Source organism: Belliella alkalica (assembly GCF_022549785.1).
In the GTDB taxonomy this organism is placed as follows: Bacteria; Bacteroidota; Bacteroidia; order Cytophagales; family Cyclobacteriaceae; genus Belliella; species Belliella alkalica.
On record NZ_JAKZGO010000007.1, the window covers coordinates 164,901 to 187,332 of the forward strand.

21 protein-coding genes are annotated in these 22,432 nt (G+C 37.3%); 13 read left to right on the forward strand and 8 right to left on the reverse strand.

Annotated elements, in window-relative coordinates:
* Positions 1 to 11 precede the first annotated feature (11 nt).
* Complete coding sequence (locus MM213_RS10430) at positions 12 to 1,265, reverse strand: DUF4861 domain-containing protein (protein WP_241412043.1); 1,254 nt, start codon at positions 1,263 to 1,265, stop codon at positions 12 to 14.
* Positions 1,266 to 1,570: 305 nt separating this feature from the next.
* Here MM213_RS10430 and kduI point away from each other — a divergent pair, with 305 nt between their 5' ends.
* From kduI to MM213_RS10460, 6 genes are all read left to right on the forward strand, one after another.
* Positions 1,571 to 2,410 (forward strand): 5-dehydro-4-deoxy-D-glucuronate isomerase, encoded by an 840-nt coding sequence (gene kduI, locus MM213_RS10435; protein ID WP_241412045.1) that lies wholly within the window; start codon positions 1,571 to 1,573, stop codon positions 2,408 to 2,410.
* Complete coding sequence (locus tag MM213_RS10440; RefSeq protein ID WP_241412047.1) at positions 2,407 to 3,189, forward strand: gluconate 5-dehydrogenase; 783 nt, start codon at positions 2,407 to 2,409, stop codon at positions 3,187 to 3,189. The genes kduI and MM213_RS10440 overlap by 4 nt, the downstream gene beginning before the upstream one ends.
* Before the next feature lie 3 nt (positions 3,190 to 3,192).
* On the forward strand, positions 3,193 to 4,218 hold the full coding sequence (locus MM213_RS10445; protein ID WP_241412050.1) for a LacI family DNA-binding transcriptional regulator: 1,026 nt from the start codon (positions 3,193 to 3,195) through the stop codon (positions 4,216 to 4,218).
* 25 nt (positions 4,219 to 4,243) lie between these two features.
* On the forward strand, positions 4,244 to 5,665 hold the full coding sequence (gene uxaC, locus MM213_RS10450) for a glucuronate isomerase (RefSeq protein WP_241412052.1): 1,422 nt from the start codon (positions 4,244 to 4,246) through the stop codon (positions 5,663 to 5,665).
* 15 nt (positions 5,666 to 5,680) lie between these two features.
* Positions 5,681 to 7,087 (forward strand): tagaturonate reductase, encoded by a 1,407-nt coding sequence (locus MM213_RS10455; protein ID WP_241412054.1) that lies wholly within the window; start codon positions 5,681 to 5,683, stop codon positions 7,085 to 7,087.
* A gap of 215 nt (positions 7,088 to 7,302) precedes the next feature.
* A complete protein-coding gene (locus MM213_RS10460; RefSeq protein WP_241412056.1) occupies positions 7,303 to 7,764 on the forward strand; it encodes a hypothetical protein in 462 nt (153 codons plus the stop codon).
* Between the two features lie 144 nt (positions 7,765 to 7,908).
* Here the strand turns inward: MM213_RS10460 and MM213_RS10465 are convergent, their stop codons facing one another.
* The 3 genes from MM213_RS10465 to dnaB all read right to left on the reverse strand — a co-directional run bounded on the left by MM213_RS10465 (position 7,909) and on the right by dnaB (position 11,010).
* On the reverse strand, positions 7,909 to 8,592 hold the full coding sequence (locus MM213_RS10465; protein WP_241412058.1) for a DUF2490 domain-containing protein: 684 nt from the start codon (positions 8,590 to 8,592) through the stop codon (positions 7,909 to 7,911).
* Positions 8,593 to 8,699: 107 nt separating this feature from the next.
* Positions 8,700 to 9,314: a bifunctional nicotinamidase/pyrazinamidase gene (gene pncA / locus MM213_RS10470; RefSeq protein WP_241412060.1), complete on the reverse strand. Its 615-nt coding sequence runs from the start codon at positions 9,312 to 9,314 to the stop codon at positions 8,700 to 8,702.
* A 109-nt stretch (positions 9,315 to 9,423) separates the two neighbouring features.
* Complete coding sequence (dnaB, locus tag MM213_RS10475) at positions 9,424 to 11,010, reverse strand: replicative DNA helicase (RefSeq protein ID WP_241412062.1); 1,587 nt, start codon at positions 11,008 to 11,010, stop codon at positions 9,424 to 9,426.
* Between the two features lie 190 nt (positions 11,011 to 11,200).
* On the opposite strand from dnaB, the gene MM213_RS10480 reads away from it, so the two are divergent.
* From MM213_RS10480 to MM213_RS10495, 4 genes are all read left to right on the forward strand, one after another.
* Complete coding sequence (locus MM213_RS10480; RefSeq protein WP_241412064.1) at positions 11,201 to 12,502, forward strand: cytochrome ubiquinol oxidase subunit I; 1,302 nt, start codon at positions 11,201 to 11,203, stop codon at positions 12,500 to 12,502.
* 2 nt (positions 12,503 to 12,504) lie between these two features.
* Positions 12,505 to 13,527, forward strand: a complete 1,023-nt coding sequence (locus tag MM213_RS10485; protein ID WP_241412066.1) for a cytochrome d ubiquinol oxidase subunit II — start codon at positions 12,505 to 12,507, stop codon at positions 13,525 to 13,527.
* 225 nt (positions 13,528 to 13,752) lie between these two features.
* The gene (locus MM213_RS10490; protein WP_241412068.1) at positions 13,753 to 15,123 is read left to right on the forward strand and encodes a UDP-N-acetylmuramate--L-alanine ligase; all 1,371 of its coding nucleotides are present in this window, start codon (positions 13,753 to 13,755) and stop codon (positions 15,121 to 15,123) included.
* Between the two features lies 1 nt (position 15,124).
* Positions 15,125 to 15,931 carry a 3'-5' exonuclease gene (locus MM213_RS10495; protein ID WP_241412070.1) on the forward strand — a complete coding sequence of 269 codons (807 nt, stop codon included), beginning with the start codon at positions 15,125 to 15,127 and terminating at the stop codon, positions 15,929 to 15,931.
* 72 nt (positions 15,932 to 16,003) lie between these two features.
* Here MM213_RS10495 and MM213_RS10500 read toward each other — a convergent pair whose 3' ends face one another.
* A complete protein-coding gene (locus tag MM213_RS10500; protein WP_241412072.1) occupies positions 16,004 to 16,213 on the reverse strand; it encodes a hypothetical protein in 210 nt (69 codons plus the stop codon).
* A 262-nt stretch (positions 16,214 to 16,475) separates the two neighbouring features.
* Between MM213_RS10500 and MM213_RS10505 the strand changes: the two genes are divergently transcribed.
* Positions 16,476 to 17,402 (forward strand): IS256 family transposase, variant Zn-binding type, encoded by a 927-nt coding sequence (locus MM213_RS10505; protein WP_439647566.1) that lies wholly within the window; start codon positions 16,476 to 16,478, stop codon positions 17,400 to 17,402.
* 305 nt (positions 17,403 to 17,707) lie between these two features.
* Here MM213_RS10505 and MM213_RS10510 read toward each other — a convergent pair whose 3' ends face one another.
* Positions 17,708 to 18,514, reverse strand: coding sequence for a M48 family metallopeptidase (locus tag MM213_RS10510; protein WP_241412076.1), 807 nt, complete (start codon positions 18,512 to 18,514; stop codon positions 17,708 to 17,710).
* A gap of 106 nt (positions 18,515 to 18,620) precedes the next feature.
* Between MM213_RS10510 and MM213_RS10515 the strand changes: the two genes are divergently transcribed.
* Entirely contained in the window at positions 18,621 to 19,097 is a 477-nt protein-coding gene (locus MM213_RS10515; RefSeq protein WP_241412078.1) for a DUF4442 domain-containing protein, read from the forward strand.
* 8 nt (positions 19,098 to 19,105) lie between these two features.
* Here MM213_RS10515 and MM213_RS10520 read toward each other — a convergent pair whose 3' ends face one another.
* Positions 19,106 to 19,849, reverse strand: a complete 744-nt coding sequence (locus MM213_RS10520; RefSeq protein WP_241412080.1) for a hypothetical protein — start codon at positions 19,847 to 19,849, stop codon at positions 19,106 to 19,108.
* 101 nt (positions 19,850 to 19,950) lie between these two features.
* On the opposite strand from MM213_RS10520, the gene MM213_RS10525 reads away from it, so the two are divergent.
* Positions 19,951 to 20,811: a glutamate--tRNA ligase family protein gene (locus tag MM213_RS10525; RefSeq protein ID WP_241412081.1), complete on the forward strand. Its 861-nt coding sequence runs from the start codon at positions 19,951 to 19,953 to the stop codon at positions 20,809 to 20,811.
* Between the two features lie 113 nt (positions 20,812 to 20,924).
* On the opposite strand, the gene MM213_RS10530 is transcribed toward MM213_RS10525, so the two are convergent.
* A complete protein-coding gene (locus MM213_RS10530; protein ID WP_241412180.1) occupies positions 20,925 to 22,406 on the reverse strand; it encodes a S10 family peptidase in 1,482 nt (493 codons plus the stop codon).
* Between the last annotated feature and the right edge of the window lie 26 nt (positions 22,407 to 22,432).

A 22,432-nucleotide genomic window follows, 5' to 3' on the forward strand; every position in this document is an offset into this window, starting at 1 on the left:
TATTCATGAGATTACTTGACCGAACCTTGTAATGGATTTGAAAGCTCCAAAACTGTTTTATCCAAATAAGCCTTAAATCCACTCAGGTCTGTAATTCCTTCAGGTTCTAGTTCCCAAGCAGCTGCGAAATAATATGTGATAGAATTGTCGTTTGGCTTCAAAACTACGACATGGGAAAATGGATCTTCTGTGATTTCTATTTTTTGGTCATTTTTGAAAAAGACTACTATTCCCAAGTTGTCATCATTCAAACTCTGCTTCCCATAGGTAGCCAAATAGCCATATTTCTGATCTTCACCTCCAGTTATCAATTCTGCCTTTTTATCCTTTATCAATCCAGTAGCAAAATTATCAATTGGCGCTGAGCTGTTAAGAACTTGCTTTGTCAATCTCGTGCCAGCATGGATACTGATCTTGGAAGTCAGGTCGGTTTTTCCACTTTCTATATCCCAGCCAAAGTATTTGGTCAAAATAGAAGAATAAATCACACCATTGTTTGTGATTTCGGCATATAGACTATCAGTCACATCGACCCGTCTAGCCAATTCATTTTCGAAAGTGGCTATAGAACCTACTCCCAAAGATTTGGCAACCTTCAGAACATCCATTCCCCAATCGCTCATCTCGTGATAGGAATCAAAACCATCCTGCCCTACATTTTGGAGTACATTTTCGGTTACTTTTTTTCCAAAAACATCCACTCCATTTCTCCAATCCAAATAAAATCTGTAGCCTACTTTATCAGATTCCCATCCTGGCCCTTCGTATCTGATAAACCATGAATGATCTGTATGCTCAGCAGGCACATGTAGTTTATCGACATTTCTGAACTCACCCCCCACATACTTTCTATCTTCAAATTTCCCGTCAAACTTATGTGACAGTTCAGCTTGTGTTCTTTTGGGATAATCTCTTACAATTCCTCCGTCACTATTATAAGAAACAGTTAGATTCAAAGTTTCATTTGCAGCGATAAATGGAATTACAATGGCGAGACCCTTTTCTTCTTTGCTGAAATTATATTGAGAAGGAATTTCTACATCTTTGTTATACACTACAAAACCTTCGGGATTAAAATCCGGGTATTTATCTAGAAGTTCTATTTCTGAAAATAGTATATAAGCATCTATCCTTTCAGTGTCCAATGGATTGGAAATTTCCAAGTTAAAGCTAGGCAAAGTCTTTTCAGACTTATTTTCATTGCAAGAAAAAACAGCAAATACGAATGATACAATCAAAAGAGATAAGAAGGGTCTGTTATTCATGATTTGTCAATTTAATTTTTGTGGAACAAAAGCCTAGACCAAATTTGTTGCACAATAGTTGCGCACATACAATGCAACAGTCTACTATTTGAGCAATCGATTGCATATTTATAAAGGTTTCTTCAAAATAAAAAAAATTATACAAGTTATTTTTTCAAATACATCTTTAACGATGTGTTTTAGAGTATTAGTAAAATAATATTTGGAAATAGCTTAAAGTTAAATCACATAAACTTTTGTGCAAAAAATTTGATATTTTGAAATTTTATATAGTATATTGCGCAAACGATTACACTAACCATACTATGCACACTTTTATAGAAACAAGATACTCAAATCACCCAGGCGATGTCAAGCAATATGACACTTCAAGACTAAGAGAACATTTCCTGATGGAAAATCTTTTCGTCAAAGATCAAATCAATGGGGTTTACACCTTGAATGATAGATTGATAGTAGGTGGCATTCATCCGTCATCAAAATCTATTAACCTGGAGACGGTTGATCAGTTGAAAGCAGAATATTTCTTGGAAAGAAGAGAAATTGGAATCATCAACGTAGGACCTACTACTTCAATAGATGTGGACGGAACTACCTATGAACTCGCAAACAAAGAAGCTTTATACATAGGTCAAGGAGCTAAAGACGTTGTCTTTCATCCTTCAGATTCTGGAGAAACATTCCTTTATTTCAATTCTGCACCTGCACATCATGCATACCCAACCAAAAAAGTTGGCAAGGACGATGCTGAAGTTGTCACACTTGGATCTTTGGAAAACTCGAATCACAGAACGATCTACAAATTATTGGTAAACTCTGTAGTGCCTACTTGTCAGCTACAAATGGGAATGACAGAATTGAAACCAGGATCTGTATGGAATACCATGCCAGCGCATACACATGACAGGAGAATGGAAGCCTATTTCTATTTTGACTTAGAAGCAGACCAAGCTGTATGTCACTACATGGGACAGCCCGAAGAGACAAGACATATCTGGATGAAAAACCATCAGGCGATCATCTCTCCACCATGGTCTATCCACAGTGGAGCAGGCACTTCAAATTACACATTTATTTGGGGAATGGCCGGTGAGAACTTGGATTATGGTGATATGGATATTGTAGCACCAACGAACTTAAAATGAAAAACCTATTCAACCTAGAGGGAAAAGTTGCTTTAATCACCGGGGCAACCCATGGTTTGGGAATGGCTATGGCCAAGGCACTGGCACAACATGGTGCCACCTTGGTCATAAATGGCCACACCCCTTCGAAAATGGAACTGGCAATCGAAGAGTATAAAAAAGAGGGAATTACTGCCCATGGATTTCTTTTTGATGTTACCAATGCCGCAAAAGTTACAGAGAACATTGAAAAAATCGAAGCTGAAGTTGGTCCGATAGATATATTGATCAATAATGCCGGAATGATCATGCGAGTACCTGCCTTAGATATGGATCCTGCTGATTTCAGAAAAGTCATAGATGTGGATTTGGTATCACCGTTTATCCTTTCCCAAGCGGTAGGAAGGTCTATGGTCAAAAGAGGTGGTGGAAAAATCATCAACATCTGCTCGATGATGAGTGAATTGGGAAGAGATACGGTAAGTGCTTATGCTGCCGCAAAAGGTGGACTGAAAATGCTCACTAAAAATCTCGCCACAGAATGGGCAAAATACAATATCCAAGTGAATGGGATAGGCCCAGGATACTTTGCTACGGAACAAACAGCTCCTATTCGTGTAGATGGTAATCCATTCAACGATTGGATAGTAAGTAGGACACCTGCAGGAAAATGGGGGGATCCTGATGATTTGGCTGGAGCAGTAGTTTTCCTATCAAGCAAAGCAAGTGACTTTGTAAATGGCCAAATCCTCTATGTAGATGGAGGGATCCTTGCTACTATAGGCAAGCCAAGAGAGTAATATATGAAAAAAGGCAAGGCAACTATTCATGATATCGCTGAAAAGCTGAATATCACAGCTTCGACAGTATCAAGAGCGCTAAATGACAATCCCAGAATATCGGAAAATACGAAAAAGCTGGTTTTGAAAATGGCAAAACAGCTGAATTATCAGCCAAATCACATCGCTTCTGCCTTGAGGAGTGGGAAAAGTAAGTTGATAGGCGTATTGGTACCTACTGCAAACAGAAACTTTTTCTCCTCAGTAGTACGGGGAATAGAGGATATTGCAAATGAGCTTGATTACAAGGTGATCATCTCGCAATCTTATGAAGACTCTGAAAAAGAAATCCAAAATATCGAAGCGCTCCTGAATGCACGAGTTGATGGAATTATCGCTTCCATTGGAAAAAACACCGAGAATTTTGATCACTTCCAAAAAGTATTGGACAAGGGAATACCATTGGTACTTTTCGATAGGATCACCAATCAACTTGATGTAAGCCAAGTAGTAATCGATGACTACCAAGGAGCATATGACACCACCAAACACTTGATTGAAGTGGGCTGTAAAAGAATTGCACATTTTACTTCACCAAAGAAAATAAATATTTACAAAGAGCGACTTCGAGGCTATGAAGACGCATTAAAGGATTTTGACATTCCATTCGATCCTGAATTAATCGAAGAAAGTAATATGCAGCTAGAGGATGGTAGAATCTCTATGGAAAATATCATTAACAAAGGGATTGAATTCGATGCTGTTTTTTCTTCCTCAGACTATGCTGTTATGGGTGCAATGCAAGTACTTAGGGAACATAAAATCTCAGTACCTGAACAAGTAAAACTTGCAGGCTTTGGAAATGAACCATTTACGTCATTTACCGCCCCTCCTATCACCACTGTTGACCAGAAAAGTATTCCGATGGGAAGAGTGACCGCCGAGACTTTCTTTGAATTGCTGAAGTTGGATGGCAAGAAAGGAAACAATCAAAAAACAGTGCTCAAACCTGAATTGATCATTAGAGAATCCACCCAGAAAAGTAATTAAAACCTATACGTAACCTACAATCAAAATGATTTCAGCAACTGCAAACCAAAGCAAGTTTCTTTCAGAAGACTTTCTTCTAAAAAGTGATTTTGCCAAAATGCTTTACCATGATTTTGCTGCTAAGCTTCCTATAATCGATTACCATTGTCATTTATCTCCACATGATATAGCGACTAATCGAAAATTCAATACAATCTCAGAAGTTTGGCTCGCTGGTGATCACTACAAGTGGAGAGCAATGAGAACCCTTGGGATAAATGAAAAATTCATTACAGGAAAAGCCTCTGATGAAGAAAAATTCCAAAAATGGGCTGAAACAGTTCCATACACCCTAAGAAATCCGCTTTATCATTGGACTCATTTGGAGCTTCAGCGATACTTTGGAATCAATGATTTATTATCAGCAGATTCTGGAAAAGTAATCTATCAAGAAACTACCTCTTTGCTTCAAAGTCCAGACTTTCACACCCAAGGTTTGCTCAAAAAAATGAATGTAGAACTTGTATGCTCTACAGATGATCCGATTGATTCTTTAGAATTTCACAAAATCGCAGCAACTAGCAGTCCTGACACAAAACTTTTGCCTACATTCAGACCAGACAAAGTCTATGCAGTAGAAAGTAGCACACAATACAAAGCTTATATCGAAGAGCTTTCTTCGGCATCAAGTATAGAAATCAAAAATTATGACGACTTGCTTTCTGCCCTGAAAAACAGAATCAGTTACTTTACAGAAAACGGTGGTAAACTTTCAGATCATGGTCTTGAGCAATTGTATTTCTTTGAGCTTGGAGCTTTGGATATTCATGCTATTTATCTGAAAGTGATTGATGGAAAAGAGCTTTCCCAAGAAGAAATCCAGTATTTCAAGTTCCATACTTTATATGAATTGTGCAAAATGTACCATGCAAAAGGTTGGACACAGCAGTTCCATTTGGGAGCATTGAGAAATACAAATAAAAGAATGCTTGCAACACTTGGTCCAGACACGGGATTTGATTCAATTGGGGATTTTTCGCAAGCAAGGGCTTTGGCGAGCTTCCTTAACCTGCTCGACAGTACAGACCAATTATCCAAAACCATTCTTTATAACCTAAATCCATCTGACAATGAAGTATTGGCAACAATGGTTGGCAACTTCAATGATGGATCTGTAAAAGGAAAAGTACAATTTGGATCAGCTTGGTGGTTTTTGGATCAAAAAGATGGAATGGAAAAACAAATCAATGCATTGTCCAACATGGGATTATTGAGCTGTTTTGTGGGAATGCTGACAGACTCCAGAAGTTTCCTTTCGTTTCCTAGACACGAATATTTCAGAAGGATTCTTTGTAACCTGATCGGTCAAGATGTGGAAAATGGCGAACTGCCGGCAGATGAGGCTTGGTTAGGGAAAATAGTCTCTGACATATCGTACCACAATGCAAAGGAATATTTCAACTTTTAATGAAAATTCATCACGATGAAACCACTAAATAGATCAAATATAAGTGTAGAAAAAAGGCCAATCAAAGTTCTTCAATTTGGTGAAGGTAATTTCCTGAGGGGATTTGTGGATTGGATGATTGAGGAAATGAATGACAAAGCAGGTTTCGATGGAGATGTGCAAATCATTCAGCCACTCGCACAAGGTTTGGGTAAAATGCTCAATGACCAAGACGGGCTTTTTCACGTAAAATTGCAAGGATTACAAAATGGAGCTACTGTAGATCAAACTAAGTTGATCACTTGTGTTCAGGGTGTCACTAATCCTTTTGAGGATTATGGCGCTTACTTGGAATTGGGCAAAAATCCTGATTTGAAATTTGTGATTTCAAATACCACAGAGGCGGGAATTGCATTTGACGAGAATGACAATGAAATAGACCAACTTTCCAATACTTTTCCGGGTAAATTGGCAGCACTTCTATACACGAGATTCAAGCATTTCGAAGGCAGTGCTGACAAAGGACTTGTCCTCATCCCTTGTGAACTGATAGATAAAAATGGTGAGCAACTGAAAGATGCATTGTTGAAGTATGCAAAGCTTTGGAAATTGTCTTCTGAGTTTGTGGGATGGTTGGAAAAAAACTGCACATTTTGCAACACATTGGTTGATAGGATTGTACCAGGGTTCCCGAAAGACACCATCAAAGAGATTCAACAAGAATTGGATTTTGAGGATAACCTCGTTGTGATGGCAGAGCCATTTCACCTTTGGGTAATCGAAGATCCTGAGGATTTGGAGCAGATTTTTCCTGGACCAAAAGCGGGACTTCAAGTAAAATTCGTCAAAGATCAGTCCCCATACAGAACTAGAAAAGTCAGAATCCTCAACGGTGCACATACAGCTTTGGTACCTGTTGCATATTTGGCCGGCTTGAGAACTGTAAGAGAGTCTGTCGAAGACAAAGTAATCGGAGAATATATCCGAGAGACCATATACAATGAAATCATCCCAACTTTAGACCTTTCTGAAGATGAGTTGAGCCAATTTGCATCTGATGTTTTAGATAGATTTAGAAATCCATTTATCAAGCATGAATTAAGCTCAATTGCATTGAATTCCATTTCAAAATTCAAAGTAAGGGTTTTACCAAGTGTTCTTGAATACAATTCAAGGAATGGTAATTGGCCAAAAAACCTTATCAGATCCTTTGGTGCACTGATCCAATTCTACAAAGGAGAGTCCCATGGAGAAGAGATTCCCGTTCAAGATGATCCAGCCATCATGGCCTTCTTTACAGATCAATGGAACAATTCCGACCTTGGTACGATCGTCACGAACACGCTGGAAAAAGTGGAATTTTGGGGAGAGAATTTGAACAATTATAAAGGATTAGCTGAAGCTATTCTAATCGCTATTGATACTACAGTATACGAAGGTTAAAAAATTTAAAATTTATTTGGGTTATTTACATGAAACAGAAGGTTCTTTGAATCTTCTGTTTTTTTTGTCAAAAATATTCTTTTTTGATCTCGATAATTGGGCATCTTCTCATATCCTTTCAATAATAAAATGATCAATTTTTAATACAAAATTAGGGTAAAAGAGTATTTTCCAAACATTGGTAAAGGAACAAGAAATTTAACTACTTTTGCGCCATGATAAATTCAACTGATCAAATAAAACCAGCTCTTCTTGCGCGCTCTCAGGAAATCTTGAGGGATCAGATCGCAGATATTCAAGAGCAATTAAAAAATTTGCAACAGTCTTCTGAGATAGAAGAGAAAAGCTCGGCTGGAGACAAGTATGAAACACATCAAGAGATGTTGAATCAAAATAGAGACATCCTACAAAAAAGACTTTCATCAACAAAAGTGATGCTCAACCAAATCAATGCAGTGCCTGTTAAAAATATAAGTACTGTGGAAGAGGGTGCTTTAATAGAAGTTCCAATGGGAAATGTATGGGTATCTGTTGCTATGGGAAAGGTAAATCTTGATGGTAAAGATTATCTTTTAGTTTCCAAGGAATCCCCATTAATATCCGCACTATGGGGATTAAAAAAAGGTGATCTCGCTGAATTTAGAGGTAACAATATTAAAATTTCAAAAATTTCTTAATAGCTATAAATCGGTGAGTTATTATTTTTATTAAAACTATTTCAATACCCATGCTGCTCCAGTTTGGGTATTTTCATTATCAGGTTATCCACTTCTGCACCAGCGACAAAATGACGTATAACCTGACCTTTTTTTATAAATAAATTAAAGATTGAAATAGGTATTTATAGTCAATCCACTATTATGTTGAAAATATTTTGAGTCATTTACCATTCTACCAAATTTCCCCATTTGATAAAAATAGCCTCCATCTAATCTTAATAAGTCGCTGATTTTATACCCTATCAATACTCCAAATCTATTTTGATCAAAAAGGTCATCTCCAATATTTTTTCCAAAACCCAACAAAATTTCATTATAAATTGCAAAATAAATAGACTTATCAATGTCCAATAGCAAAATCGGTCGTTGAAATCTCAGCATATACCGAATTCTGTTAGTGTATTCAAAATCATCAATGCTTTGCGAATTGGGGTTATCAAATTCACCAACCCAGCGTTGATCAAGCATGAGTCTATGGGTAAGGTCAAAGGAAGAGAAATCATTTTCTAATTCTAACATTTGATAAGTCCTATATTCTGGAAATTTCTTCCCAAATTCTTGAACTGGTTCTTTACCATAATTATCTGTTTCAGAATATACAAAACCAAGCCTAAAAGTTAGATTTCTCTTTATTTTGTAATTAGCTCCGACATTTCCCACATATTGTTTTGGTCGAATCAATACATCATCTCTCCTCCATTGATATTCACCATTTAGGCTCCATTTTGGTGATAATTTGATATCCAAATATGTTGCATACCAACCAACAAAATTATGCTCGTGCATACTACTAGATTGGGCATTTGAAAATTTCACATTAACTAAAAAAATTAATGCTATCATGAAATAAAATATCTTCAAACCTTTACACCATCAAATTAGAATTTCTATTGTCATTCAATATCACTTGAATGTACAATATCCGCTCCAGCATTCTCCATCTCAATCATTGCTTTGGCAAAATCACCCTCCTTGAGATTGACTGCCCTGGTTGCATCTAAAATCAAATGAGTCTTAAATCCTTCAGAAATCCCATCCAAAACTGTGAATTTCACACAATAATCCTCTGCCAATCCACAAACAAACACTTCATCTACTCCACTGTCTTTCAGAAACTTACCCAAACCTGTATCTCCTTGCCTATTATTATCAAAGAAACCTGAATAAGAGTCAACTTTAGGATTCATTCCTTTCTGAAAAATAGCTTTCCATTTGTCTCTCTTCAAATCTGAATGAAACTCAGCTCCAAAAGATCCTTGTACACAATGTATTGGCCACAAAATCTGACTTACCCCATTTAGTTCAATAAATTCCCCAATATTTTTCCCCTTATGGTTATCAGCAAAGCTTCCATGGTCAGCTGGATGCCAATCTTGAGTGGCTACTATAAAATCAAATTTCTCTTGAAGTTGATTGATAATAGGTATAATTTGGTCTCCCTCCTTAACTGCCAATTCACCACCTGGTAAAAAATCATTTTGAACGTCTACAATTATCAATGCTTTCATACTTTTAATTCTATTTAAACCACATATAGCTGCCAATCTGAAAGGGAGACATTCTATAAGCTATAAAATATCCAAGATCTTACTGCTGCCTTATTTGGCAACATTATTATTAAAATGGTGCAGGCTCGTCACTACCAAATCCTCCCGGGAATGGAGCTTCATTGTCCCCACCGTTTGCTTTTGACTGAAGACGAATGGTATTTCCTGAATCGAAATCTTGTCCTCCTGCACTGCTTGGGAATTTGCTTCCATATAGTGCATCTTGCGGCTTGTAAGGCACATTCATTTCCAAATCTGTAAACCTTGTATACTTACCAATAAACCTTAATTTGACAGTTTCTAGAGAACCATTTCTGTGCTTTGCAATAATCACCTCACCTACCCCCATAGTTGAATTACCATCTTCGTCTTCATTGATCCCGTAATATTCGGGTCTATAAAGGAACATTACCATATCTGCATCTTGCTCGATCGCTCCTGATTCCCTTAGATCCGAAAGTTGTGGTCTTTTATCCCCTCCTCTTGTTTCCACCGCTCTAGAAAGTTGTGATAGTGCAATAACTGGAACTTCAAGTTCCTTGGCAATCATTTTTAACGACCTGGAAATACTTGCAATTTCTTGTTCCCTATTACCTCCTCCACTTGATTTTGAGTCTCCGGACATCAGCTGCAAGTAATCGATTACGATCATTTGAATATCATGTTGAGCTTTTAGTTTTCTACATTTAGCCCTCAATTCCAATATAGATAAAGCCGGCGTATCATCAACAAAAAGAGGTGATTTTGAAAGTTTAGCTGTTTTATGAACCAGCTGTTCCCATTCATAATCTGCAAGATTTCCCTTTTTGATCTTTTCAGAATCCAACTCAGCTTCTGAAGAAATTAATCTGTTCACCAACTGAACGGATGACATTTCCAAAGAAAATATTGCCACAGGTCTTTCATGATCTACTGCTGCATTTCTCAATACTGAAAGCACGAATGCTGTTTTACCCATAGCAGGTCTAGCAGCTATAATTACCAAATCAGATTTTTGCCATCCTGATGTCACCCTGTCCAAAGCTGTAAATCCACTAGGAACACCAGTCAATCCATCTTTCTGACCTTTCCTTGCCTCTAACTCCATAATTGCAGCTTTCATAATGGAGCGCAAGTCGGAGTAATTCTTCCTGATATTTTTCTCCGAAATCTCAAAAAGTGATTGTTCCATTTTATCCAACAATTCAAAAACGTCAGTTGTATCTTCAAAAGCTTCCTTTTGAATCTCAGACGCTATTCGGATCATATCACGCTTCATCGCCTGCTCGGTGATAATTCTTGAGTGAAATTCAAGATTGGCTGCAGAAGAAACTTTTGACGTTAACTCTGTAATAAAAAATGCACCTCCTGCCATTTCCAGCTTCCCTTTCTTCCTAAGTTGATTGGTAACTGTCAACAAGTCAATAGGCTGACTTTCAGTAAAAAGATCTATGATTGCATTATAAATTTCCTTGTGTGCTTCTTTGTAAAAACTCTCAGGCCTCAAAATATCAACTACTTGAGTCAAAGCATCCTTCTCAAGCATCAATGCTCCCAAAACAGCCTCTTCTATCTCTACTGCCTGAGGTGGTAATTTCCCAACACCTGTAATTCCACCCAAATCAGGTTTTCTCCTACCTGTCAACCTATCTTTACCTTGTACTTTATTATCTGCCATATACACAAATGTACTGTGTTTATCCAAAAGGTTTTGAACAATTTATGCACGAGTTATCAACACTCCTCTTAAATAACGGAGGATCAATCCTATAATATGTATCCACTTGACTTAAAAAATTGTGAGTTATTTCTGGGTATCTGCTCTCTTTTTTTTTTAAAGCTTTATATTTGAATGACAAACCATAGTTATGGAAAATCTCGATTTCGCTCGTTTACAAATGGCCTTCACCCTAGGCTTTCACATAATTTTTGCTTGTATTGGAATGGTAATGCCATTTTTTATGGTGGTTTCTCATTACAAATACCTAAAAACCAGAAAGCCTGTTTACAAAAAACTTACAAAGTCATGGCTAAAAGGGGTTGCGATTTTTTTTGTGACTGGGGCTGTTTCTGGCACTGCACTGTCTTTTGAATTGGGAATGCTTTGGCCGGAATTTATGAAACATGCGGGGCCAATCATCGGAATGCCATTTTCTTTGGAAGGAGCAGCCTTTTTTGTAGAAGCTATTGCATTGGGTTTTTATCTTTATGGATGGGACAAATTACCTGAGAAGTTTCATTGGTTTACTGGAATAATCATAGGGGTCTCTGGTGTTGCTTCTGGTATTCTAGTAGTATCAGCCAATGGCTGGATGAATGCCCCTTCAGGTTTTGATTACGTCAACGGGGAATTTACAAATATTGATCCTGTCAAAGCTTTTCTAAACCCGGCATGGTTCACGCAGGCACTTCACATGACCTTGGCCGCTTTTGTGGCTACAAGTTTTGGAGTTGCTGGTATTCATGCTTATCAGATTTACAAGAATAGGAATGTTGACTTACACAAAAAAGCATTTAAAATCACAATCATCATAGGCACTGTAGCGGCATTTTTGCAACCAATCAGTGGTGATATCTCTGCCAAAGATGTAGCTGAAAGGCAACCTGTCAAACTTGCGGCTCTAGAGGCTCATTTTGAGACGCAAAAAGGAGCACCGCTGTATATAGGAGGTATAGTGGATGTAGAAAACCAAAAGGTGACGCATAAAATTGCTATCCCAAAAGCCCTTTCATTTTTGGCTTTTGGTGATTTCGATGCTGAAGTAAAAGGACTCAATGATTTCCCTAAAGAAGAACACCCCCCTGTAGCCATTGTACATTATGCCTTCCAAATAATGGTAGGCTTAGGTGTTGCATTGATGCTGGCAGGTCTTATTTATCTAATCAGTCTCAAAAAGAAAAACTGGGAGAAAAGTAAATACTATTGGTTGCTTTTTGTGATAATGGCTCCACTTGGATTTGTAGCGATAGAAGCAGGATGGGTGGTCACTGAAGTGGGAAGGCAACCATGGATAATCCATCAAATCATGCTTACCAAAGATGCTGTAACCCCTATGCCAGGAATGAAGTATAGTTTCTATTTCTACTTATGTATGTATTCGCTTCTGGCTGTCACAGTGACTTGGTTGATGAACCGTCAAATCAAAGCCCTTAACCAAAATCCAAACTGATCATGCTATATGTAGTTTTGTTTTTCCTTCTTTTTTCATTGCTCTTGTATGTCATGCTCGGGGGTGCTGATTTTGGGGCTGGAATTGTAGAATTGTTTGCTTCACGCAAAAATAGACCACATACTAGAGATATTATCTACAGGGTCATCGGACCAGTATGGGAAGCCAATCATATTTGGCTTATCATCATGTTGGTGATTCTTTGGGTTGCATTTCCTGTTTACTTCAACATTATGGTCGTCTATCTCCATATACCTCTCACATTGGTATTACTTGGGATTACGATTAGAGGAGTGGCTTTTGTTTTCAGACATTATGATGCAGTCATTGATCAATCACAATTTTGGTATAATTGGCTCTTTAGAATAGGGAGTTTTATAACGCCAGTGTTTCTGGGTTTGTCTTTTGCTGCATTGATTAGTGGTAAAATCATCACTTTGGAAGCGTATCCAGACTCAAATTTCTATGATTTCTTTATCAATCCATGGCTGAATCTTTTTGGACTATTGGTAGGCTTATTTTATGCAGCACTTTGTGCCTTTCTTGCAGCTACACTTTTGATTGGAGAATCTGAAGGAGTTGCAAGAAAACATTTTAGTAAAAGCTCTGCCATTTTCACCATTACGCTTGTCGTTTTGGGGTTTATCCTGTTAGTTTATGGCTATTTAAATGACATCAAATTCGTTCGTGATTTTATAGAAAACCCTATTGCAATCATTTCTGTTGTAATTTCTGGGATTTTGCTTTTCCCATTATGGAAATTCATCAGAGCGCAAAGACGGATAGCCAGTCGCTACATGGCAGGTATTCAAGTTGTGCTTATTCTCTTCGCTGCTATTGTTACGCATTTTCCATATTTTATCATTACTGCTGATAAGGAAATTAGTTTACTCGAGAACATTGCACCTCAAGCCACAATCACAAATTTGGGTGGGATGTTGATTATCGGTGGGGCTGTTATCTTACCGGGATTGTTTCATTTGATGAAATCTTTCAAGATGATAAAGGTTTTGGAAAAATCTTAATCTGTGTTTTACAATTAGTTGACTTAGTTATTGGTTGACTTGGCAAATAGTTTATTGGTTAATGGTAGCCATGTAGGTTTAAATTACGGATGTTTGTTAGGCTAAAGACAAGAATACATCATTGTATTCAAAAACAATACTAATCTTTCAATGCAATCTGATCATTTCGTTGAGATTGAAGGGTAAAAAGAAATTTATAATTATTGATAATAAGTAGTTAAAGACATGTCTAAAAAGTATCATTTCATAGCAATTGGTGGCGCTGTAATGCATAATCTTGCCCTATCCATGGTAAAAAAAGGTTACAATGTTACAGGGTCGGATGATGAAATCTACGAGCCATCCAGAACAAGGCTGGAACAAGCAGGTATTTTACCAAAAGAAAAGGGATGGTTTCCAGAAAAAATCTCAGAAGATCTTGACGGAATCATCTTGGGGATGCATGCTCGTCAAGAAAATCCAGAATTGATCCGAGCACAAGAACTTGGGATCCCGGTATATTCGTTTCCAGAATTTATCTACAATCAGAGCAAGGAAAAAAAGCGAATAGTTATCTCAGGAAGCCATGGCAAAACGAGTATAACCGCCATCATCTTGCATGTCCTGAAAAGTGAGGGTATTGATTTTGATTATTTGATAGGAGCGCAAATTGAAGGCTTTGATCTGATGGTGAAATTGTCAGATGCACCAATTATCATCATCGAAGGAGATGAATACCTAACCTCTCCATTGGATAGAAAACCGAAATTTTTCCATTACAAACATGATATTCTTTTGATGTCTGGAATTGCTTGGGATCATTTCAATGTTTTTCCAACCTTTGAAAATTATGTGGAGCAATTTGAAAAACTTGTAGAAATGACTCCTCCTACCGGTACATTTATCTTTTGCGAAAAAGATCCAATCGTAAAAAGAATTGGGGAGGATTGCCAGATTGAAGGTGTAAAGCTTCAGCCATACAATTCCCATCCCAGCAAAATAGAAGCAGGAAAAACCATTCTTCAAACTGAAAATGGGAAAATCCCGATCCACATTTTTGGAGATCATAACCTTCAAAACCTTCAAGGTGCTTTGTATATCTGCAATAGCATCGGAGTAAATTCCGAAACATTCTATACGCATATACAGAGTTTCAAAGGCGCTGCCAAAAGACAGGAAATTTTAGCAAGTTCCGATTCCAGTATTTTGTACAGGGATTTTGCTCATGCACCCTCCAAACTCAAAGCAACTGTAGAGGCTGTAAAAAACCAATTCCCAGAAAGAAAGCTGATTGCTGTTCAGGAGCTGCATACTTACAGTTCTCTGAACAAAGAATTTATAGACAATTACGCACACACCATCGATATGGCAGACGAGGCAATTATCTATTTAAACCCAAAAGCTGTATCTTTGAAAAAGCTGGAATTGATGGATGAAGAAACATTAAGAACTGGTTTCAGAAGAAAAGATTTGAAGCTTTTTACTGATATCTCCCTTTTGAAAGCTTACCTTGAAGAGCAAACATATCTCAACACCAACCTGCTTTTGATGAGTTCAGGGAATTATGATGATATGGATCTTACTATTTTAAAAAACAAAATCAATCAAAAACGATAAAATGAATTTAAATCTAAAATCTCCAATTGCCTTTTTTGACTTGGAGGCCACAGGCATAAATATTTCTACAGATAGAATTGTAGAAATCTCCATCGTAAAAGTTCATCCTGGAGGGAAAGAAGAAATCAAAACCATGAAGATCAACCCGACGATCCCAATTCCTCTGGAATCGTCTTTGATTCATGGTATTTATGACAAAGACATCAAGGATGCCCCTACATTCAAAGAAGCGTCGCAGGAACTTCACCAATTTTTTGTAGGCGCTGATTTGGCTGGATTTAATGTATTGAAATATGATATCCCATTGTTGGTAGAGGAGTTTTTGCGTGCAGGGATTGATTTTGACATTGAAAAAAGGAATTTACTTGATGCCCAGAAAATCTTCCACCTGATGGAAAAAAGAAACCTGAGCTCTGCATATAAATTCTATTGTGGAAAAACTTTGGAAAATGCTCACAGTGCCGAGGCTGACACCATCGCTACATATGAAGTGTTCAAAGCTCAGATTGAAAGATACAATGGAGAAGAAGCTGGTGACTTGTTGGGCAACAAACTGGGGGTTTTTGAAAATGACATGAAAAAAATCCACACCTTGCTCAACGAAAAAATGGTTGATCTAGCTGGAAGGTTCATTTTCAATGGTGAAGGAGAAGAATGCTTTAACTTCGGCAAACATAAAGGAAAAACAATTGCCCAAGTTCTAAAAGAAGAACCTTCCTACTACGACTGGATGATGAAAGGTGATTTCCCTTTAGACACCAAAAGAAAATTCACACAAGTGAAGTTGAGGAGCTTTAATAGAGGTTAGATTGAGGATTGGAAGATTGGAAGATTACAAAATTGGCTGACGCACTAAAATATCCATTTGATATCTGTTGGTTTAGAAGTTGGAAGGTTGGAAAGTTGCAAAGTTGAAAGGTTGGCTGACGCACAAAAATATCCATTTGATAGCTCTTGGTTCAGAGGTTGGAAGGTTGTAAAGTTGGAAGGTTGTAAAGTTGGCTGACTCACTAGAAGATCTATTTGATAGCTCTTGGTTCAGAAGTTGGAAGGTTGTAAAGTTGGAAAGTTTTAAGAGCTTGTACGCCATTGTGGATTGGCTGACTCACTAGAAGATCTATTTGATAGCTCTTGGTACTTTGTACTTCATACTTGGTTCAGCAGATGGGTGATTGGAAGATTGGAAGATTAAAAATTGTGATCTAATGGTCAAAAATAGTTGGCAAAATCCCTATAACGTATTGATTTAAAATTATTTACAAAAACCTTATTGAAATCAGTTTCAATAAGGTTTTTTTGTTTCATGAAAACTTCAAAAAAAACGATGTTGGGCTTGTGGCTTTCTTGCCTCAATCAAGTGGGGAAAACAAGCAGGCAAGCAGCGATATAAGTGCAAAAATTGTGGCATTCTTTTCACTGGCTCCAACCCTTCAGTAACTAAAGCGAATCAGTTTGTTTGGTTTGAAAAATGGGTAGTTGGCAGACGTACATTTGAGCAATTAGTAACAGAGACTGGTCTGAGTAAGAGTACCATTCAGCGACTGTTCAAAAGGTATTTAAATGAACCTCCAACCCTAAGTGTTTACCCGTCTGAGCGAGTAAATCTTCTTATTGACGGCACATATTTTACCAGGGATTTATGCTTGATTTTATATCGGGACAACACTATTAAATTCACTCAACTCTATCGTTTCAGTGACGGAGAACGCTATGAAGAACTCAAAGAAGACCTAGAAAATCTTCTAATTCTTGGAGTTCAAATTGAATCAATTACTTGCGATGGAAATCGGGCCTTAATCAAGGCAATCCGAAAAGTATGTCCACAAGTCACTCTTCAGAGATGCGTGATTCATGTGCAGCGAATGTGTAGAATATGGCTTTCTAACAATCCTAAGAGCATTCCCGGACAGGAACTTCGAAAAATTGTTTCCACACTACATCTGATCCAATCCAAACAAGAACTCAGTTTTTGGCTACTCGAACTAGCCAATTGGGATGATCGACACCACCAGTTTGTTAATGAAAAAACAGTCAATCCCATAACAGGAAAGTATTGGTATAAACACAAACTATTGAGACGTTCTTTTTCTGTTTTAAAAAGCGCATTGCCTAACCTTTTTGAGTACCTAGAAAATCAAAGGATTCCAAAATCAACCAATGGTTTAGAGTCATTTTTTGGACATTTAAAAATTAATTTAAATGTCCACAGAGGTCTATCAACTCAAAATAGAAAAAGCTTTTTGAGGTGGTACTTATACTTTAAGAATAGTAGGAAGTAAGGTTTTTCTTAGCCATAGAACAAGAAGAATGAAGTATAAAAAAGGGCTCCGATAAGCGAAGCCCTCTCATTCCACTTGACAGATTTTATTGCTGGTAAGTTGCTCCTCAGCAGAGCTTACGTCCTCTTCAAATCTGCATGGCATGTTAAGAAATTTTTCAACAAAAGTCACCAACTATTTTTGACCACATTACCAAAATTGTTTGACGCAATAGAAGATCTATTTGCTATCTCTTCTTATTTTGTACTTTGTTCAAAAAGCTTTGTTCAAAAAAAAGCCAGACCGTGTAGATCTGGCTTTTTTTATCATTGCTTGTTACTTTTTTCATAGTATGCCATAGACTCTGGCATTTGTTTATTCAATTCCTGAATCCTTCTGTCTGGTCCAGGGTGAGTAGACAAGAAATCAGGTGGTCTATTACCATCTCCACCAGCATTCATTCTTTCCCAAAATGATGGAGCGACTCTTGGGTCATAACCCGCCAATGCCATAAAATTAAGTCCAAGTTGATCTGCTTCTAGTTCATGTCTTCTTGAGAATTTCAACATTCCCAATTGACCTCCATAACCTATTGCTTGTAAAAATATGCCTTGTGTTAAGGTTGGATTTTGTCCCATTGCTACTTGTACACCTCCAAGTAAACCATTCAAAACCAAGCCATTTGACATTCTTTCACGGGCATGACTTGCAACAGCATGGGCAACCTCATGCCCCATGACAACTGCCACACCGGCCTCATCTTTACATATTGGCATAATCCCAGTGTAGAAAGCTACTTTCCCTCCTGGCATACACCAAGCATTAACTTGCTCACTTTCAATAAGGTTAAATTCCCATTGGAAGCCCTCCAATTCTTTCTCATAACCTTTTTCACGCATATATTTTTCTACTGCAGCAGCAATCCTTTTACCAACTCTTACCACCATTTGGCCTTCAGCTGTATTGGTCACAAGTTTACTTGATTTTAAGACTTCGTCATATTGATCATATGACATAGGTAGGATCTCTCCATTGCTGACAAGGTTCAGTTGATTACGCCCACTAAAAGGAACTTTTGCACAGGAATATGTAATGATTCCTATCAACAACAAAATCGAAATTTTCTTTAACATAACAGTATGAATATTTTTGCGAAAATGCCCAAAAAAGATGCCATTTCAAAAGACAGTATACAATTTTTGATTAATTTGAAGATTATTATTCATAAACCCTATCAAAATGACTTCAGAAGCACGTAGCTATTCAAATAAAATGACAAACCCATTTATTTTTTGGTGGGCAATGCTTTTCAAACTTCCTTCAGCTATTTTTTGGAGATTGAAAATCAAGAAGCTTGATAGTGATTCCTGTGAAGTAACAATCCCCTATTTTTGGAGAAGCCAAAACCCATTCAAATCAATTTATTTTGCAGCATTAGCGGGTGCAGCAGAACTCAGTACCGGCGCTTTATGCCAGCTTTCTATGGCTGGAAAAGGTCGATACAGCATGTTGGTAGTGGACTTCAAGGCTGAATTTCACAAAAAAGCGAATCAGAAAATCACATTTGAATGTGACCAAGGAAAGGAATTAGAAGTGATTATCGATAAACTTCAACCTGGTGATAGTGACAAACTGACGATGGTTTCAACTGGTTACAACCCTCAAAGAGAGGTTGTAGCAAGGTTTTTTGTAACATGGTCATTCAAAAGAAAATAAGGCAATATCTACCTTTTTCGTCCTGTCCTTCTGTCAAAAAAATCAATTAATCGCTGCTCAACCATTTTCCAGTTCATATCCAAGAATTGATGATCTCTGTTTTGAAGATTGAATTCAATAATTAAGTCATCTAAATCTTGGTTGCTGAGGTTATATTCAGCTTTCAAAGCTGTCATGACAGAATCTGATTGTATCAATTCTAGATAATCTTGCTGCCTTGCCAAAAAGGCTAATTTTCTTGCATATTGTCGCTTTTGTCTCTCGCTTTTCATAAAATAGGAAATTGGTCCATCGATAGTAATCGCTGGAGCGAGCCCGGGATTATCGGACATACCAAGGTAAACTTTTCCCGGCCCAGCTTTTCTATCTGACAATCCAACCATCCCTGTTGGACTGGCACTTCCTCCCATAGACAAGGACATTCTGTATTTTTCTCCATAGACATCAAACCTAGGCAAAAGTCTAGCATTCAAATGGATTTCCACTACCAAATGTGTTTCTATCCCTACTTTCAAACCGTGTGGAATATAATGATCTTTCACTACAGAAAGTGAATCACCTGGCTGGCCTTTTACCCGAAAATAACCACGTGTATTGGTGATGCTTTGATCTCCGTTGGCAAGATTGATTACCACAACATCCTCTAAATAGCCTTTATCAAAACCATCAATCACATTTCCAGTGATAGTCTGTGCGAATAAACACTTGCAAAAAGCAAAGCAAAAGAGACAAATGAAGAATATAGATTTCACATTACGAATGTATCCTTCAAAATTGACCTTAAAAAATTTATGGTGTTAAAAATCTTTAAGCACCTCAAATGTATTCCTTGTATTAATTTTTAAATTTGAATATGGAGAACTTTAAGCTTACACGGATAGCACCAACTCCCAGTGGTTTTTTGCATTTAGGAAATCTCTATTCCTTCTTAATTACATATGCTCTATCCAGAAAATTTAATTCAAAAATCCTTCTCCGAATTGATGATTTAGATTTAGAAAGAGTGAAGAAAAAGTACATCCAAGATATTTTTGACACCTTGGACTTTCTTGAAATAGGCTATGACATGGGTCCCAAAAATGTAAAGGATTTTAAGCAAAATTTTTCGGTTTATCATAGGATGGATTTGTACCAAAACATTCTAGAAGAGTTGATTGAAAAGAACTTGTTGTTTGCCTGTGATTGTAGTAGAAACAAAATCGCAAAAATGCATCCCAGAGGTTTCTATACAGGATACTGTCAAACTCGGAACCTTCCATTTGAATATCAAGAAACGAATTTAAGGATAAAAACACCTGTTCAGAATGAACTAACAATCAAAACCCTAACGGGATGTTTAAGTCATAAAATCCCTGGGATTTTACGTGATTTTGTCGCTAGGAAAAAAGATGGTTCTCCCTCTTTCCAACTTCAATCTGTCATCGATGACCTTCATTATGGAGTGGATCTTATAGTTCGGGGAAGAGATCTTTTTGGGTCTTCATTGGCACAAACATTTTTAGCTTCACAACTAGGAGAAAACAATTTTTCTCACATAACTTTTCATCATCATGATTTGATAATGAGTAAGAAGAACAAGAAATTATCAAAATCAGCTGGTGATACCTCCATACAGTTTCTTAGAAAAAATGGTAAGAAGAAAGAGGACATTTTCCTACTCCTTGGCAAAATACTCGGACTCAAAGAAGAAATAAAAAGCATTGATGATTTTTAAATAGCTTATTTCAAAAACACAACAAAAAAGCTGGAAGTCATTTGACTTCCAGCTTTTTTTTCATTTCTCAAAAGTTTTGACAAATCTTACTTTAGTATGACCAAGGTAAAAAATCAATATTTTGCAGGAACATCTTTGCCTGGCAAAGTATTTTTTATGAATTCCCTGATATCATCATTTGAAGTTTTTAGATCTTCTGCCCTCAAGTACATCATATGTCCACTTCTATAGGCTTTGAAAGATAGTCTATCTTTTAAAGAGCCATTTTGATCCATTTGCCACATATTGAATTTAGCATTGAAATAATCAGTCCCCCCATCATAATAACCAGACTGAGTCATTACATGCAGATAAGGATTCTGACGCATAGCATTTGCCAATTGCTCAGCAGTATTTTCATTGCTTCTATCCCAAGGGTTCACTGGACCAAATAGATTATAAGTCAAGTCTGTCTTGTAGTTTAATACATTTCTTGCATATAAATTGAAAGCTGGAGCAAAAGCATGGTTCCAAGCAGTAAGTGCTGGATCAAAATCAGGACGTGCACCAGTACCAGCTTTATCTATCCCTTTGTATCTACTATCTAATCTACCTATCGTCAAACCTTGATCTCTGAGTAATTCTTTCCAAAAAAAGTTCGTAGGAACAGCTAAGTTATGTTCAAGTATCACTTTCTCACTCAAGCCAGAGTAATAAGCCATTTTTTTGGCTATTTCAATTCTTTTAGCTGGATCTATAGACCCACCTTTTGCCATAGCTGGCAGTACAATATCAATCGTGTAAGCTTCTACTTCTGGAAGAATATCATCCAAATCCCTTGCTTGCAAATCTGCTGGAAGCACTTTATGATACCAAGCAGTCGCAGCGTAATATGGTAAGTAGTTTGCACCTCCAAGTGGGCCACTTCTATCAAGTCCCATAGGCGTAGGAGAAACCAAAATCACACCATTGAAATACATCCAATGTGAGTTTTGTAGCTGGGAAACCATGCCCGCAACTCTAGTTGTACCATAACTTTCTCCAATCAAATACTTTGGCGAAGCCCATCTATTTTGTCTGGTCACAAAAGTATTTACCCAATCGGATAAATATCTGATATCAGAATTGATTCCAAAAAAGGTAGATCTAGGTGTGTCTTTGTTCACTATCCTAGAATAACCAGTATTGACAGGATCTACAAATACAATGTCTGCTACATCAAGAATGGAATGTGGATTTTCGCTATATCCATACGGCTGCAAAGGATAGCCTTCATCATCAATATTCAATTTGTATGGACCTGTATAAGCTAGGTGCATCCATAATGATGCGGACCCTGGACCACCGTTAAATGAAATTACCAAAGGCCTATTTGCCTTGTCAGATATATCTGTCCTTTCGTAATATGTGTAAAAAAGTGAAGCAATAGGCTTGCCTTCATCATCCCATACTGGCATTGTACCAGCAGTAGCTTTGTAAGGGACTCTTTTGCCATTGATCGTAATCTCATGGCGAGTTTCTTTTGCTGACTCTATTTCGATTTGTCTAGTTTCTTGTGCTTCTGCTATTGTCAAACAAAAAACCAACAAGAATACTCCCAGTAAATTTTTTTTCATCATCATTATTTGGATTTAATTGTCAC

Bases quoted from the DNA above. Each gene is read 5' to 3' on its own strand.
- MM213_RS10490 (WP_241412068.1), top strand. From the start codon at position 13,753: ATGTCTAAAAAGTATCATTTCATAGCAATTGGTGGCGCTGTAATGCAT.
- MM213_RS10500 (WP_241412072.1), bottom strand. From the start codon at position 16,213: ATGGCGTACAAGCTCTTAAAACTTTCCAACTTTACAACCTTCCAACTT.
- MM213_RS10515 (WP_241412078.1), top strand. From the start codon at position 18,621: ATGACTTCAGAAGCACGTAGCTATTCAAATAAAATGACAAACCCATTT.
- MM213_RS10440 (WP_241412047.1), top strand. From the start codon at position 2,407: ATGAAAAACCTATTCAACCTAGAGGGAAAAGTTGCTTTAATCACCGGG.
- MM213_RS10465 (WP_241412058.1), bottom strand. From the start codon at position 8,592: ATGCACGAGCATAATTTTGTTGGTTGGTATGCAACATATTTGGATATC.
- pncA (WP_241412060.1), bottom strand. From the start codon at position 9,314: ATGAAAGCATTGATAATTGTAGACGTTCAAAATGATTTTTTACCAGGT.
- kduI (WP_241412045.1), top strand. From the start codon at position 1,571: ATGCACACTTTTATAGAAACAAGATACTCAAATCACCCAGGCGATGTC.
- dnaB (WP_241412062.1), bottom strand. From the start codon at position 11,010: ATGGCAGATAATAAAGTACAAGGTAAAGATAGGTTGACAGGTAGGAGA.
- MM213_RS10485 (WP_241412066.1), top strand. From the start codon at position 12,505: ATGCTATATGTAGTTTTGTTTTTCCTTCTTTTTTCATTGCTCTTGTAT.
- uxaC (WP_241412052.1), top strand. From the start codon at position 4,244: ATGATTTCAGCAACTGCAAACCAAAGCAAGTTTCTTTCAGAAGACTTT.
- MM213_RS10445 (WP_241412050.1), top strand. From the start codon at position 3,193: ATGAAAAAAGGCAAGGCAACTATTCATGATATCGCTGAAAAGCTGAAT.
- MM213_RS10495 (WP_241412070.1), top strand. From the start codon at position 15,125: ATGAATTTAAATCTAAAATCTCCAATTGCCTTTTTTGACTTGGAGGCC.
- MM213_RS10510 (WP_241412076.1), bottom strand. From the start codon at position 18,514: ATGTTAAAGAAAATTTCGATTTTGTTGTTGATAGGAATCATTACATAT.
- MM213_RS10430 (WP_241412043.1), bottom strand. From the start codon at position 1,265: ATGAATAACAGACCCTTCTTATCTCTTTTGATTGTATCATTCGTATTT.
- MM213_RS10460 (WP_241412056.1), top strand. From the start codon at position 7,303: ATGATAAATTCAACTGATCAAATAAAACCAGCTCTTCTTGCGCGCTCT.
- MM213_RS10455 (WP_241412054.1), top strand. From the start codon at position 5,681: ATGAAACCACTAAATAGATCAAATATAAGTGTAGAAAAAAGGCCAATC.
- MM213_RS10530 (WP_241412180.1), bottom strand. From the start codon at position 22,406: ATGAAAAAAAATTTACTGGGAGTATTCTTGTTGGTTTTTTGTTTGACA.
- MM213_RS10480 (WP_241412064.1), top strand. From the start codon at position 11,201: ATGGAAAATCTCGATTTCGCTCGTTTACAAATGGCCTTCACCCTAGGC.
- MM213_RS10525 (WP_241412081.1), top strand. From the start codon at position 19,951: ATGGAGAACTTTAAGCTTACACGGATAGCACCAACTCCCAGTGGTTTT.